Below are 14,565 nucleotides of genomic sequence, written 5' to 3'. Positions count from 1 at the left end.
GAGAACACGGCTCCTTCAAGCAGCAAGGTTCACCACGCCACTCGAATCCATGAAGACGTCGCTTTCGACGGATATGTTCGCGAGTGAAGGGGAACTGCAGCACGTATTCGTACTCACGAGCCAAAGCGCATGACCCGGAGCTCGAACGGTGCGGTTTCGATAAGCGGCTGAGCACGCCCATCCATCGGATCAAACAGCCGAACACCATCGGTATCGTTCACAGCCACCAACAGGTGCCCGACACTCTCCCGGCCCCGGGTATCCCTCCTGCGCAACCACACCAGCACCTGGGTTTGCGCGGGAAAAGAAGCGATCTCCTCCAAAACACCGAACCAATGCTCATGAACGCTGACACCGACCACGGGTCCGAGCTGAGCCACCATCGGACCAAACCACGCAGCCTGCGCGGGCTCCGGCGGCGGCATCAACCCCGGCTTCCCGGCGTTCCAGTCATCCAGCCACGCCCACGGATCACGGTTGGGCAGACCGAACGGCTCTTCACCAGCCGCTTTCGGGACCACCACAGCCGCGTCGAGCATCTGGTCACGCCAGTCACCACTGTCCTGGAAACTCCGGGTGGTACAAGCGAACAACCAGCCACGCTCAGTCTCATCGACCGGATCAGGAGAGACAAGCCCCACCTCCCCGTCATAGCGGTATCCCAGCCACGCCTCCGCCTTCTCAACAGCCCCAGCGAATTCGTCCGCCGCGACTTCCCACGGCAGCAGCCCGCCGACCGAATCACCTTGCGGGCGGCGGAAACGCGCCACCACAAGCTCGGCTACCTCGGCGTCGTTCTGCTCCGCGAACGTCCCCCGCAGACCATCAAGAAAGACCACGGCGTCATCCGCGTAATCCGCATACAACAGGTGACCGGCCAGTTCACGCCCGTCGAGCTGACGACGCAACCACACCACAGCCCGAGTCCCCACACCCCCATCCGCAATGGCGCTTCTCGCAGCCTCCCACGTCGCGCAGGTCAACACCTCCGCATCCGGGAAATACGCCGCCAGCAGCCGATCCCACCAACCCGGCGTCTCACCAGCCGGATCCCACGGCAACGCCGAAGCAGGCCAGCAATTCACCGCAGCATCCGTCGCGATCACACAATTACTCGCATTGACCCGCCAGCGCCACGACCCCGGCTCAGACCCCGACAAATTGAGAGCCTCATCCAGCGGACCGGCATTAGACGCGGGAAACGGCTCCGCCCCGTCCAGCGGCACGCAGATCGTCGCCGCCAACATCGGCTCGTCAGACTCCACATAGCGGCAACCGAAGAACGCAGCCCGCTCCGTCGAGAGGATCGCCTCCTCACCCCTCAACGCCACACGCTGCCCATAGGTGCCGTGCAACCAGGAGCGTGCCCGCTCCGCGAGCTCGTTCATGCCGCTCCGTCCCTCACTCGCTAAACCATCTCCAGCGAAGTATGAGCTCACCACACCCAGCCTCCAAGCCGCTTACCCAAAGGTCAGGCACAACCTGCCCGCTCAGTCTACTGTCTCCCTGGTGGTGTGTGTGAGAGACGCCTGTCCGTGACAGCCTTCGATGCCCGACCGGTGACCAGCTCTCGCACAACGCGAAGTAGCTGGTGTATGACGAGCACATATGGCGTGTTCCTCGACCTGGACGTCGGCACGGGCGAGCACCATGCCGCGGGCCTGGCCCCGACCGGAAAGAGCCTGCACGATGTACCCCTGCCCACCAGCGAACCCAAGTTGCGGGCATTGTTCGACAAGCTCGCCGAACACCGCCCCTGTTGGTCGTGGTCGACCAGTGCCGCGTCAAGCACTGTTGATCGGGTGTTGAGGGTGCTGCCGATTTCGCGCGAAATCGGCACCTCTCCAAGGCGGCTGGATGGTGGGTGGGCTGCGAGCGCGTGATGATCAATAGGACGATCAAGGTTCGTAGCCGCGGCACGAGCCGGCCAAGGTTGGGGACTGCCGGTCACCGTCGCCGGAATCCGAGGGCACCAAAGTCGCGTACCTGCCTGGTCTGGTCAAACGCCGCATCGCCAACCTCTACTCCAGCCCCGGTAATGCCACAACCGACACCCGCGACGCCAACGTCATCACCGACGCCGCCCGCATCCTGCTGAGATCGGCTACGCCTCTGCGTTCGCCAGCGCTCTCACGCCGAACTGGAAGCAGTTCCAAACCCCTTACCAGGAGTGGCGAGGTGGTCACGCCGCGGCGCTGGTCGTGCCCAGACATCGATGATCAGATGCTGGCCGATTTCAGCAAGGGGTAGGTTCTTGTGCGCATTTCGTCCTCGTATCCTTCGATCGCCTCGATCAGGCCTACCCGACCAGCGGCTGCGTCGATCAGCGCTGTGGCGAGGGAACCGGCGTCTCGGAGGGCGCTGTTGGCGCCGTCGCCAAGCATGGGTGGCATCGCGTGGATGGCGTCGCCGAGAACAGTGACGTTGCTCGGCCGCCAAGCCGCGACAGGCCGGACAACACGGTTGGTCTTGGGCACGATCGAGCTTGGCAGGACGTTGGCCACCAGGTACTGCAATCCGGGATGCCAGTGGGCGACTGCACGCCGCATCACGTCGTGGAGAGAAGGCTTGGAACCGGAGAAGAAGTCCGTCCGGGATAGCCCGATGCTTTCCACTGCGGGTTCGAGACTGACCGACACGTAGTCATCGACCTTGTCGAGCCACAGCCCTGGCGCCAAATCCCCTGCCGCGGCGGTGAAATTGCGGCGCGCCTCGAATAAGCCTGCTGCCATGAGTGAGCCGGAGGGGTCCATCGTGATCACGAAGCTGTCGTCGAAGGCGTCTGGAAGTGTATGCCGGAGGGTGGGTGTCAGCGGCGCCTTCGACAGCAGGACGTGCTCGACGAGCACGTCGACTTCGGCATCCGGCAAGAGCTGACGCCGGACCACTGAGTTGATCCCGTCCGCGCCGATCAGTACGTCGGCCGTTACCTCTTCGCCGTCTGCGAGTTCGACAGTAACTCCAGCCGCGGACTGCTGGTATCCCCGCACCGGGCGCCCGAAGTGCACCACGTCCTCGATGCCGTGGAGCATGATCTGGCACAGCGCCCGGCGATGCACGGTGGTGTGCGGCACGATCGGGTCGTTCGGGGGCCCGATGTGGGGCTTCGTGGCGACCTCGTTGCCGCGATGGTCCTGCAGGACGAGGACATCCCGTCTTGGCGTGACGCGCGAGGTCTGCACGTACAGCTCGTACAGATTGTCCGGCAGGCAGGTGCGCAGGCCCAGGCCCCCATCGGCGTTCATGTGCAGCAGGTATCCGCTCCACGAGATCGCAGGGCTGCGTTCGTAGACAGCGCACGTAATGCCCGCTCGGGTCAGTCCTTGGGCTAGGCAGAGTCCACCGATACCAGCGCCGGCGATCACGACACGCATAACGGCTCCCCACTCAGCACGTAGGCACGTGCACCGCCCACCTCGTCAGCGCAAACGACCAGCACGGTGTCGGCACGTCCTTGTCGTATCAGGCCGTGTGCGTAGTCGTCGGCGATGGCAGCGGATTCCTCGCCGGATGTGATGGCCGACAGCGGCCCCTTGATGCCGAGTAACTGGCAGATGTAGCCGGCCGTCACCGAGCAGACGATGTTAGGCGCGGTGACCGGGTTGACCCGATCCAGTTCCCCGCGCTGTTCGGCCGCATGCAATTCGTCAATCGTGCGCGTCGGCCCGCTGGCGGTGGCGAAGACCAAGCCGGTTCGGTCGGCGGCAGGGCTGTCGTCGGCGGTGTGGCCGACCGCCTGCCACGCGGACTGCCCGGCAGCCATCGCGAGTTTTCCCAAGTCGTCCAAGCGGTTTGCATAAGCGCGGGGAATCAGCTCGGTTGCTGCGCCGACGTCCGGCACCGTAACTTCGCCCGCCTTGGCCACTTGCCGGTCCGTCGTGGAGTGACGGCTACCAGCGTGGCGCCCGAGGACCAGGACACCGTTAGCACCGCCGAATGCGAGTGAGTTCATGACCGCGACGTCGACGCGCGACGCTCGTGCCCTCTGGGGCACGACGTCCCACTCACCCGTCTCAGCCGGATCGGCGCTGGCTGTCGGGGGCAGCACCTGGTCGCGGACGGCCAGGGCGGTGACCGCCGTCTCGACGACACCCGATGCGCCGAGCGTATGTCCCAACTGCGGTTTCGAACTGGAAATGGGCGGCGCGGAAGCTCCGAACACTGCGCGCATCGCGGCCAGTTCGGCGGTATCGTTCGCGGAAGTGCCCGTACCGTGGCCGTTGACGTAATCCACGTCCTCAGGACGCACCCCCGCGTCCTCCAGCGCCATGGTCATCGCCCGTGCCAGGCCCTCTCCGTTCGGCGGCGGCGAGGTTACGTGGAATGCGTCTGAACTCAGGCCATATCCGTTCACGTACGCGATCACACCGTCCTGCGGATCGGCCTCGAGCAGCAGCACCGCGATGCCCTCCCCCAGGTTGATCCCGCTGCTGCCCTGGTACGGCCGAGACGGTGCGGGGTCGATCGCCTTCCAGCTCCGGAAGGTCGCCATCGTCGTCACCGTCAGCGTCTCCAGGCCGATGACGAGCATGGCCCGCGCCCGACCGGTACGCAGGACATCGATCGCGTAGCAGATGGCGTTCGTGCCCGCGATACAGCCGGTCCCGAACACCGCGCGCGGGCCAGTGGCCCCGATCGCCTCGGCGGCATCGTCGAGCACCGAATACGGCTGGCCAGTCAGCCACGCCACTTCGGGGGCACCGTTGGTACCCATGACCACACCGGTGTCGGCTGGCAGGCCGTCTTCCGAAATGGCCGCCACGAGCGTGGTCAGATCAACCGCGCTGTCTATTCTCGATACGTAGGCACCGTCGAACTCGCCTGTCGTGCGCACGGCGCTTTCCCCTGCCTGCACACGACTCCAGGTCTGCTCGAGGTCGCGCCCGAATCCGGTGTCGAGCATGATTCGGGTAATGGCGATGGCTGGCGTCACCGGCGTAGTTTCCCTGTCTCGCTGCGTTCGATGGCCGGCACGACAAGAACTTCGTGCGGCACCAGGTTCCATGACTTGAGGGCGATCCGGACAGCCTTGACGACATCGGGGGCACCCGGCTCATCCGGTACGACGAGTACGGTGAAGTTCTCGCCGCGTACCGGGTCGTCGACCGGGACGCAAGCGACGTCCTTGCTCGGCACAGTGTCGCGAAGCCTGTACTCGACCTCGTCGAAGTCCACCCTCACGCCGTTGATCTTGCGGAGCCGGGTGCGCCTGCCGTGGAAGCGGAAGTGCCGTGGGTCGACGATCTCCACGAAATCGCCGGTGGCCCAGGTATCCAGTCCCGCGGCGAGACGTGGTCCGGACACCACCAGCGGAACCTCCGGCTGTGCGCCATCCGCGGTGTGGGTGAGCGTAATGTCCGGGAAGAGCGTCCACGGTTGATCACGTCCGGCACGGTGGGCGATGCCCCCGCTTTCGGTCGATCCGAAGATCTCGGTGATACGGACCCGGCCACGGCCGAAGGCGTTGGCAAAGTCCTCGGCGCCGGGTGGCAACGTGGCCGTGCTGTGCTGGATCACTATCCGAGAGGCTCTTGCGAGCTCGTCGCGGCGGCGGTCCAACAGACGGAAGGTCCACGGGATCGCGGTGATCCCGAGGACCCGGCCGCGCACGTCGGGCATCGGGGCCTCCGGCCCGGGTTGGTACCAGACCTCGACGCCCAGCACAGCCGGCATCAGCAGCGTTGTGAGCAGGCCGTAGAGGTGGGTTGGTGGGGCGAACGCCAGCATGAGGTCAACGGGGTCTTCCCGCCAGAGCTCCGCCAGCATGGCCGCCTCGGCCAGCATCTGCTCACGGGAGTGAGACCATTGTGTTGGCACGCCGGTGGATCCGGAGGTGCGAACGGTCACCACCTCGGGCACCTCGCGGCTCAGCACGGCCTCCCGTTGCGATGCGCTGAGCGCGTCCCATCGGACGGACCAACCACCCTGCGGCGCATCGGCCTGGCCAAAATAGTGGCGCAGCGCCGTTTCCGGGGCGAGGTTCATGCCCGGGCGCCAAGTTCGCGCACGATCCAGTCGGTAATCGAGGCGATGCTGCCGAGCTGGCCGGCGCCTTTCTCCAGGTCGAGCGACCCCGCACCCAGCTTCTGCTCCAGCCGAGCCACGGCGTCCAGCCGCACCAGACTGTCGTAGATCCCGTCTGGGACCTCCTCCAGCGGTCGGTCGGCGGGCCAGTCTTCCAGGGAGATCCGCATGGCGTTTCCGATGGCGTCCCGAACCAGCGGTTCGACCGTCGAACTGTCGATGAGCACGTCCCAACTCCTTGTCGTCATCCGCCCATGGCGGACACACCGCCGTCGATCGGGATGTTGGCGCCATTTATATAGGTGGCCTCATCGGAGGCGAGGAACAGGGCGAGGTTGGCGACTTCCCGTGGTTCGCAGATCCGCCGCGATGGCGTGATGCGCATCAGGTCGTCGAACTCTCCCGCGTCGATGTGCGACTGGGTCGCGTCGCTGCGCACCATGGCCGGGCTGATGCAGACCGCCCGGATGTTGTGGTCGGCTCCGGCTGCGGCCAGGTGCCTGGTCATCGAGATGAGCGCGCCCTTGGTGACGCCGTGCGGTAGCATCGGGTGGAACAGCACGCCACGCATGCCTGCGACAGAGCCCATGTTGATCACTACGCCGCCGCCGCGCGCCCGCAGGTGCGGCCACGCCGCCCTTGTGCAGAGATACGGCAAGTCCAGTTCGGTGCGTAGCGTGTAGTACCAGTCATCGAGCGGCTGCTCGTCGAACGGCCCGTTGCGCAGGTCCCCGGCGTTGTTCACCAGGATGTCGATCCCGCCGAACGCCGCGATGCCCGCGTCGATCCAGTTCTGCGCCGCTGCAGGATCCGACAGGTCGGCCGGAGCGAACGCCTCCATCACGCCGCCGGCCGCCTTCACAGCTGCGACCGTCTCGGCGGCAGAGCCCTCACTTCGTGTCGAGCCGAAAACTTTGGCTCCTTCTGCGGCGAATATCTTCGCCAACTCCCGGCCGATTCCAGCACGTCCTGTGCCACTGATGAATGCGATCTTTCCTGCGAGTCTGCCCGACATGTCTTCCATTCGTCCGAAATGCGGCGAGTTCACAACACGAACACCCAGAAGGGACACAGGCCAACCTGCACAAACAGACTTGTGGCACACATTCGCATTGTCAACGCCAGCGATACAAAAGGGAAAAAACTTTTGGCCGTTCGGGCAGAGCCGTTGCCGAAACCTTCCCCGGACGTAGCGTTAAGCCATGGTAGTACGCGTGAAGTCGTCATTCGATGGGCAATTCAGATGAACGAATCAGCAAATCATCTGATCACACCGCTGAGCCCGGAATTCCTGGTGAACCCGCTTCCCACCTATGCCTACCTGCGGGCGAACCAGCCAGTGTCGCCGGTCGCTCTGCCGGACGGAGGCCGCGCATGGCTGGTGACCCGGTACGACGACGTGCGCAAGGGCCTGAGCGACCCGCGTCTGTCCAACGACCAGACCAGGCTGCCGGTGAGCACCCCATTCGACGCACTGCCCGCAGCTGTGCGGCCCGCCATCGTCGGCGACGTGCAGAACCTCGACCCGCCGGACCACACGCGCATACGCCGACTGCTCGCCCCCGCCTTCTCGGCACAGGCCGCCGAACGCCTGAGGCCTCGCCTGGTCGCGTTGGCCGGGGAGTTGATCGACTCATTCGGCGAACGGCCGCAGGTCGACCTCGTCGCCGAGTACGCGGCGCCGTTCGCGGGCCGGTCGCTCGCGGAGATCTGCGGAATCCCGGCCGACCAGCACGAACACTTCCAGTCACTTGCCAATGCGGTGGTCACCGCGATTCACGGTGGTACCCCGGACGCACTCGTCACCCCCGCACTTGAACTGTACGAATACATCGAGACCCTTTGCGCGGAGCGGGAAACACATACCGGTGAAGACCTCCTCTCGGTCCTGGTCCGCGAGCACAAGGACGGCCAGCTGAGTCGGCCCGAGCTGACTTCCACGATCTTCGGCCTTCTCAACGCCGGACAAGAAGGGACGGCAAATCTCATCGGTAACGGCCTGCACCTGCTGCTGACTCACCCGGCGGAACTGGCCCGGTTGCAGGCAGATCCGCAGCTGTTGCCGTCCGCCGTGGAGGAGTTCGCCCGCTACACCGCGCCACTGGATCTACCGATCTTCCGCTCGTCCGAAAAGGACACCCAATTCGCCGGGACCGCCGTACCCGCGCACGAGCCGATCATGTTCTCGTTGCTGTCCGCCGGGCACGATGAGAGCCGGTTCGACAAACCCGCGCAGTTGGACATCGGCCGCGCCGACAACCACCACCTCGCCTTCGGCCGCGGAACGCACTTCTGCCCCGGCGCGCCGCTGGCCCGGGTCCAGGTCCAGGTGGCCATCGGGGAGCTGCTCGCCCGGACCGGGTCTGCCTTGCGGCTCGCCGTCGCGGCAGACCAGATCGTGCCCCGAACGAGCGTAGTGACCCGAGCCGTGGCGGCATTGCCCTGCCTGATCAGCTGAGAGCGGGAACCGATGCACATCGCGTTCATGTCGGTGCCGGCTGCCAGAAAATTCCATCCCGGACTCGCCAATGATCGCTGAGCTGCGGCTCCGCGGTCATCGCGCCACCTACATGACTACAACCGAATACCTGGACGACGGCCCGGTCCCTGCGGGCACCACGGTGCGCCTATGAGTGCCGCAGGCGGAGATACTCGTTCATGCCCAAGCGGTTTCACGCGCCGGGATCGGCAGCACGCTCGGCGGTGCCACGGCCGCGGCGGACGTCTTTGCAAAAGCTAACCCCTTCACCGTTTCAGGAGATACCGGATGCTCAGTGACACAGCCGATCTCGTTGCGCTGCGCGTGCCCGGCCCGCTCGGGCTGCCCGATCTTGAGCGCGCGGCTCGTCCGATCGACGTCGTCGCGGACGACGAGACGCGGCGCCGGATCGAGGTCTGCCACCGGTTCGTGCTCGACTCCCACGCGGCCAGCCAGGCCATCTACGGCGTGACCACGGGGCTCGGCCCGCTGGTCAAGTTCCCTGGGCGCAGCGAGCTGGCCGATCAGGCCGAGAACACCCTGAACCACCTTACCGCCGGCCACGGCCCGGACCTGCCGGCCGCCGTCGTGCGCGCGACACTGCTGGTCCGGCTCTGGTCGCTGGCCAGAGGGCACTCCGGCGTTTCGTTATCGGTCATCGACGCCCTCGCGGCGATGCTGCGTACCGGCTTCGCCCCGGCCGTGCCGCGCCTGGGATCCGTTGGTGCTAGCGGCGACCTGATCCCACTCGCCCACGCCACCCAAGCGCTGCGCGGCAATGGTTACGCGTACTTGGGTGCCAGCCGGATGCCGGCGGGCGACGCGTTGCACCGGGCAGGGCTGCAACCGTTGCGCCTGGACGGGCGCGACGCCCTGGCACTGGTCAATGGCACATCGTTGACCGCTGCCGCCGCCGGCCTCGCGCTCGCCTCGATCCGCCGATCACACCTCACCGCGCAAGTGCTGTCCGCGCTGATGGCCGACGTACTGGGGTGCACGCCGGCTTATCTGTCCGAGAACCTGCTCACGGCGTTCGGCCACGAACACGCTGCGGCGGTGGGCCGAGAAATGCGTGGACTGCTCGCAGGCACCGAACCTACCGGTGCTCGCGGGCTCCAGGAGCCGTATAGCCTCCGATGCGTGCCTCAACTGCTCGGCGCCGCCGGGTCCGCGCTCGACTACGTCGCCTCGGTCATCGAGGCGGACCTCAACGGCATCAGCGACAATCCGGTGTTCTTCCCCGAGCAGAATGAGATCGCCCACGGCGGCAACTTCTTCGGCCAGCCCGTGGCGTTCGCCGCCGACCTGCTCACCAACACCACTGTCCAAATGGGCAACCTCGCCGAGCGGCAATTGGACCTCATGGTCGACCCGCACCGCAACAGCGGTCTGCCACCCGTCCTGGCAACGATCCCCGGTGAACAGCACGGCGTCCAGGGTGTCCAGCTCGCCGCCACGGCCACCGTCGCCGACATGCGACGCAACGCCACCCCGGCCGCGATGCAGAGCCTGCCCACCAATCTCCACAACCAGGATATTGTCCCGTTCGGCACCCAGGCCGCGCTCAACGCGCTCGATCAATCCCGTTCACTGCGCTGGCTGCACGGCGCGTTGGCGGTCGCGCTGCGCCAGGCCGTGCACGTCGGTGACCGCCGGCCGACTGCCCCGGCCTGCTCCGCCGTGATGGACAGGTTGATCGCCGAAGTACCCCCGATCGACCCCGACCGTCCACTCGACCTGGACGTGCAGCACGCCGCCGACGTCCTCGACGACTACGCCCGCGAACGGATCAACTGATCCGGCCGGTATGTCAGCGAGTCCCGCGAAGGGACATTCCCGCGTGGGCGACGCCGAGGGCGATGACGCGTTCGCAGAAAGTCTCACCGACCATCGGCACGCCGCCGTCGCGAGAGCATGAAGGCCCAGTCACCACGCGGTGACTGGGCCTTCGGTCTGTGGAAAACCTATGCGGTGTAGGCGACCGCGTCGAATTCATGGTTCGTGACGCCGTCCCGGAACGCCAGCAGTTCGGCTTCGGTGAACACCAACTCGACGGCTGCCCAGCCGCGACGGCGGAACACGTACATGCCGTCCACGCCGCGACAGGTGATCTCCAGGCACAGCCCCTCGGTGCAGCCCTCCCGAGCACCGGCTAAGAAGGCGTCGAACTCCTCGGCGGTGAACACCAGCCGGTGGTCATCCGGCGCGCCGAACACCGTCTTGTCGTCACGCAACTCGACCCAACCATCCCGGCGAGCCACCCGTACACACTGCTTGTCTGGCTCACTTCGGGTTGCCTTGCGGAAATCCCGCTCGGCAAATTGCGGTCGTGGGACCGTGCTCATGTGCAAACTCCCTAGCTGGTGGTGTTTTTCGCCTGTTCAGCGTAGTCGCGTGATATCGCCTTCATGAACTTCCGGCTCTCATCGAACCGCAGGGCCGCGTTCGTGATGCGCGCCCAGGCTGTCTCATGGGCCGCAAGCGCCTTCTTGTCGTCCAGGTAGCGAACCTCGCCTTGACCTTCGGTATACGCAAGTTCGAGTGGTCCTGCGGCACCTGGGGAAGGGACGCGAACCAGGGTGAAGCGGGTGCCGAGCGGAGACCGGCGGCCAGGCGCAGCCTGGAACGGCACCACCTGAATCATCACGTTCGGCCGGTTCGACAACTTGATCAGATGCTCAATCTGCTGCTGCATCACGTCTGCCGGGGCCCACATGCGGCGCAAGCACGACTCACTCATGACAACCTGGATCGTGGGCGGCTCGGGCTTGTCGAGAATGTCCTGGCGCGCGACTCGCGCCGCCACGCGGTCTTCGACGGTCACGCCATCGATCTCTGGTTGGTCCGCATGCATGGCGCGTGCGTAGGCTTCGGTCTGCAGCAGGCCGGGCACGACCTCGACCTCAGCCTGCCGGATCTGGTCCGCGTGCTTCTCCAGGTCGATCAGGAGTCGTAGATCCTCTGCGTACGCGCGATTGTGGCCGGTTGACCAGAAGCCACGCTTGTGGTTGTCCCGGCGCAGCTCGCGCACCGTTTCCCGGTGGCCATCGTCAGTGAATCCGAGGCGCGTCGCCAGCAGGTCCAGATCACCAACGGAGATCGTCCCCATGCCGCTGATCAACCCAGCGATACGACTCTGACTCGACTCGATGATCTTCGCCGCGTCGGCTTGCGAGATGCCGGCAGTCTCGATCATGTGGGCGATCTCGCGGCCCAGCAGAAGCTTCCTGGCGGTACGCATCTTGACCATTGGCATTGGGCGCTCTCCCTGCGTCGTGCCGGCGTTGGTACCGAGCGAGCACCCCTCCTTTCCACCACGAAGGGTATCGCTCGGTGCTACCCGATCAGACGGGTAAGAAAATGGTGATTATCACGATATCTTCATCTCATGGCCATACGCGAGATGAGATTGAGGACATGAGATGCAGAAGGTTCTTGCCGAGGCCGCGGATGCGCCCGCCCTGAACTACCCCAGTGCATCCACACCCGATCAGGCGAAATGCTGCTTTTAGCAGCGGCTTTCAACACCTCTGAGACCCGCCCGGGCCGTTCCGTGTCCTCCCGACAGGAAAGGCCGGGCATATGAGGCGGGCGGCGCTGCGTCGAGACCGAGCGGTGCCCCCGACACCGCGCGCCCCTTCGGGCTCCGCGCGCCGCCCGCCACCCCTACAAATCCCGAACACTGGAGTCTTCATGTCCTAGCCCCAGACACAGCAGCGCTACTTCTGGTTGCCAGTGCCGGACGAGTCCAGCGCCTACGGCCTCGTGCGGCACGCTTTCGCCGGCACACGCCTGGACACCGGCACAGCCGACGAAGCGTTCCGCGGCAACACCTTCGCCCTGGCCAACCCATCCGAAATGGACTGGATTCACGCCAAGACATGCCAGGACTGCAACACGCTGCTCAAAGAAATGAAGGGCCGGCCACGGTGACCTCCCCCATGCGGTGGCCCGACGGCACCCCAGTCAACCCCGAACCCGACGACGCCCCGACCACCGACAACCACGTCTGGCGGTTCACCGAGTCGCCCGCCTGGGCCCGGATCGACCACGAGCTCAAAGAACGAATCATCCAGCGCCTTCACACACTCTGAAGACCCGGCCCGATGCCGCGACCTCCCCCACTCGCGGCGGCATCGAGCCGCGCGGCCGGGCGGAGTGGACGTCCCCCGACACACCGCCCGGCCGCATCCCCAACGACAAGGACTACACGTCCTACGGGCTGGACAAATACTCCAGGACGCGGTGCGTGGTTACCGCCCCTCATCCGGCCACACCGCATCCTCCGGAAACGGCTCACCGAAAAACAGCCCGTCAGTGCCTTCACCCCCAAACCACCCGACGGAATCCCCCCCGTACTCATCAAGGAACGCAGCGAAATCATCGTCCCCGGCAACCGGCCCGGCACTGTCTGCACCCGCAGCATCGTCCCCGGCATCCTGTCCCAGGAACGCGAGCAACTCGGTCGCGACAAACTCCTCATAAGCACTCTCGCTCAGCATCACCCCAGCATCCGCGGCACCCTGCGGCACCCGCGCCCCATCTACATCCGCCACCGCCCGAGCAAGCCACGCATCCAGATCGACGTCAGCCCACCACGCGTCCCGGTCGTGTTCAGTCCCAGTCCACCCCGATACCCCCTCCGGCCCCACACCCCGCCCGACCACCAGGGCCCCACCCACCCCGGTCTCCGTCACCTCCCCGACCTTCTTCTTCCGCCCCCACCCCGCCACCGTCGACCGGAGCTCCGCCAACTCCACCCCCTGCCCCTCAGTCAGCTGCCCCCGCCCCTCCAACCCCTCCAACACCGCAACACGGGCGGCAGCCTTTCTCGCCCGGTACCAATCCGCCATCCTTTCCTTCTTTTTCTGCTTCAGCTTCGCCACCTTCGGCCGAAGCTCCGCCAGCTCCGCCCCCTGCCCCTCAGTCAGCGACCCCTGCTCCTTCAACCCCTCCAACACTCCAACCCGATCGGCAGCAGCCTTTCCCGCCTGGTACCAATCCGTCCACCTTTCCTTCTTTTTCTGCCACTGCTGCGCCTTCGGCTGGAGCTCCGCCAGCTCCGCCGCCTGCTCGTCAGTCAGCGGCCTCGCCAACGCCTCCAACTCCGCAACACGGGCGGCAGCAGCCTTTCCCGCCTGGTACCGATCCGCTTGATTTTCCTTCTGTTTCTGCCACTGCTGCGCTTTCGGCCGAAGCTCCGCCAGCTCCGCCGCCTGCTCGTCAGTCAGCCGCCCCCGCTCCTTCAACGTCTCCAACTCCGCAACACGATCGGCAGCAGCCTTTCCCGCCTGGTACCAATCCGTCCACCTTTCCTTCTGTTTCTGCCACCGCTGCGCCTTCGGCCGAAGCTCCGCCAGCTCCGCCCCCTGCCCCTCAGTCAGCCGCCCCCGCTCCTTCAACCCCTCCAACACCGCAACACGGGCGGCAGCAGCCTTTCCCACCTGGTACCGATTCGCGTTATATTCCTTCTTTTTCTGCTTCAGCTGCGCCACCTTCGGCTGGAGCTCCGCCAGCTCCGCCTTTTGCTCGTCAGTCAGCGGCCCCTGCTTCTTCAACGTCTCCAACTCCGCAACACGATCGGCAGCAGCCTTTCCCACCCTGCGATACTTCGCGTTCTTTTCCTTCTGTTTCTGCCACTGCTGCGCCTTCCGCTGGAGCTCCGCCAGCTCCGCCGCCTGCTCGTCAGTCAGCCGCCCCTGCCCTTTCAACCCCTCCAACACCGCAACCCGATCGGCAGCAGCCTTTCTTACCCGGTACCAATCCACGTCCCTTTCCTTCTTTTTCTGCCACTGCTGCGCCTTCGGCTGGAGCTCCGCCAGCTCCGCCTCCTGCTCGTCAGTCAGCTGCCCCTGCTCCTTCAACCTCTCCAACACCGCAACCCGATCGGCAGCAGCCTTTCCCACCCGGTACCAATCCACGTCCCATTCCTTCTTTTTCTGCTTCAGCTGCGCCACCTTCGGCTGGAGCTCCGCCAGCTCCGCCTCCTGCTCGTCAGTCAGCTGCCCCTGCTCCTTCAACCCCTCCAACACCGCAACCCGATCGGCAGCAGCCTTTCCCAC

Annotated in this window: 12 protein-coding genes and 2 pseudogenes; 6 read left to right on the top strand and 8 right to left on the bottom strand. The window is 65.6% G+C overall.

Annotated features, from left to right (window positions below):
• Positions 1 to 113: 113 nt before the first annotated feature.
• Positions 114 to 1,388 carry a YrhB domain-containing protein gene (locus DL519_RS00420; RefSeq protein WP_190812396.1) on the bottom strand — a complete coding sequence of 425 codons (1,275 nt, stop codon included), beginning with the start codon at positions 1,386 to 1,388 and terminating at the stop codon, positions 114 to 116.
• Between the two features lie 207 nt (positions 1,389 to 1,595).
• Between DL519_RS00420 and DL519_RS00415 the strand changes: the two are divergent.
• Positions 1,596 to 1,748, top strand: a pseudogene (locus tag DL519_RS00415) (IS110 family transposase); the annotation flags it as partial.
• A gap of 192 nt (positions 1,749 to 1,940) precedes the next feature.
• Positions 1,941 to 2,094 (top strand): annotated as a pseudogene (locus DL519_RS45305) (IS110 family transposase); the annotation flags it as partial.
• Positions 2,095 to 2,219: 125 nt separating this feature from the next.
• On the opposite strand, the gene DL519_RS00410 reads toward DL519_RS45305, so the two are convergent.
• From DL519_RS00410 to DL519_RS00390, 5 genes are read right to left on the bottom strand one after another with little or no spacing between them, the layout of a single operon-like run.
• Entirely contained in the window at positions 2,220 to 3,374 is a 1,155-nt protein-coding gene (locus tag DL519_RS00410) for an FAD-dependent oxidoreductase (protein ID WP_190812395.1), read from the bottom strand.
• Positions 3,362 to 4,933, bottom strand: coding sequence for a beta-ketoacyl synthase N-terminal-like domain-containing protein (locus DL519_RS00405; RefSeq protein WP_190812394.1), 1,572 nt, complete (start codon positions 4,931 to 4,933; stop codon positions 3,362 to 3,364). The genes DL519_RS00410 and DL519_RS00405 overlap by 13 nt, the downstream gene beginning before the upstream one ends.
• Positions 4,930 to 5,985: an AMP-binding protein gene (locus tag DL519_RS00400; protein WP_190812393.1), complete on the bottom strand. Its 1,056-nt coding sequence runs from the start codon at positions 5,983 to 5,985 to the stop codon at positions 4,930 to 4,932. The genes DL519_RS00405 and DL519_RS00400 overlap by 4 nt, the downstream gene beginning before the upstream one ends.
• A complete protein-coding gene (locus DL519_RS00395) occupies positions 5,982 to 6,251 on the bottom strand; it encodes a hypothetical protein (protein ID WP_190812392.1) in 270 nt (89 codons plus the stop codon). The genes DL519_RS00400 and DL519_RS00395 overlap by 4 nt, the downstream gene beginning before the upstream one ends.
• A gap of 17 nt (positions 6,252 to 6,268) precedes the next feature.
• Complete coding sequence (locus DL519_RS00390) at positions 6,269 to 7,039, bottom strand: SDR family NAD(P)-dependent oxidoreductase (protein WP_190812391.1); 771 nt, start codon at positions 7,037 to 7,039, stop codon at positions 6,269 to 6,271.
• Positions 7,040 to 7,267: 228 nt separating this feature from the next.
• Between DL519_RS00390 and DL519_RS00385 the strand changes: the two genes are divergently transcribed.
• Positions 7,268 to 8,482: a cytochrome P450 family protein gene (locus DL519_RS00385; protein WP_190812390.1), complete on the top strand. Its 1,215-nt coding sequence runs from the start codon at positions 7,268 to 7,270 to the stop codon at positions 8,480 to 8,482.
• A 309-nt stretch (positions 8,483 to 8,791) separates the two neighbouring features.
• Positions 8,792 to 10,300 carry an HAL/PAL/TAL family ammonia-lyase gene (locus DL519_RS00380; protein WP_190812389.1) on the top strand — a complete coding sequence of 503 codons (1,509 nt, stop codon included), beginning with the start codon at positions 8,792 to 8,794 and terminating at the stop codon, positions 10,298 to 10,300.
• A gap of 167 nt (positions 10,301 to 10,467) precedes the next feature.
• Here the strand turns inward: DL519_RS00380 and DL519_RS00375 are convergent, their stop codons facing one another.
• Positions 10,468 to 10,848 (bottom strand): DUF397 domain-containing protein, encoded by a 381-nt coding sequence (locus DL519_RS00375; RefSeq protein ID WP_190812362.1) that lies wholly within the window; start codon positions 10,846 to 10,848, stop codon positions 10,468 to 10,470.
• 11 nt (positions 10,849 to 10,859) lie between these two features.
• Positions 10,860 to 11,759: a helix-turn-helix domain-containing protein gene (locus DL519_RS00370; protein ID WP_223838293.1), complete on the bottom strand. Its 900-nt coding sequence runs from the start codon at positions 11,757 to 11,759 to the stop codon at positions 10,860 to 10,862.
• A 479-nt stretch (positions 11,760 to 12,238) separates the two neighbouring features.
• On the opposite strand from DL519_RS00370, the gene DL519_RS00365 reads away from it, so the two are divergent.
• Positions 12,239 to 12,436 (top strand): hypothetical protein, encoded by a 198-nt coding sequence (locus DL519_RS00365; RefSeq protein ID WP_223838292.1) that lies wholly within the window; start codon positions 12,239 to 12,241, stop codon positions 12,434 to 12,436.
• A gap of 8 nt (positions 12,437 to 12,444) precedes the next feature.
• The gene (locus tag DL519_RS00360) at positions 12,445 to 12,597 is read left to right on the top strand and encodes a hypothetical protein (protein ID WP_190812387.1); all 153 of its coding nucleotides are present in this window, start codon (positions 12,445 to 12,447) and stop codon (positions 12,595 to 12,597) included.
• Positions 12,598 to 14,565: the final 1,968 nt, after the last annotated feature.

This window comes from Saccharopolyspora pogona, from assembly GCF_014697215.1.
In the GTDB taxonomy this organism is placed as follows: domain Bacteria; phylum Actinomycetota; class Actinomycetes; order Mycobacteriales; family Pseudonocardiaceae; genus Saccharopolyspora; species Saccharopolyspora hattusasensis.
Note: the sequence above shows the minus strand (reverse complement) of the source record. Positions and strands in the feature narration are given on the sequence as shown.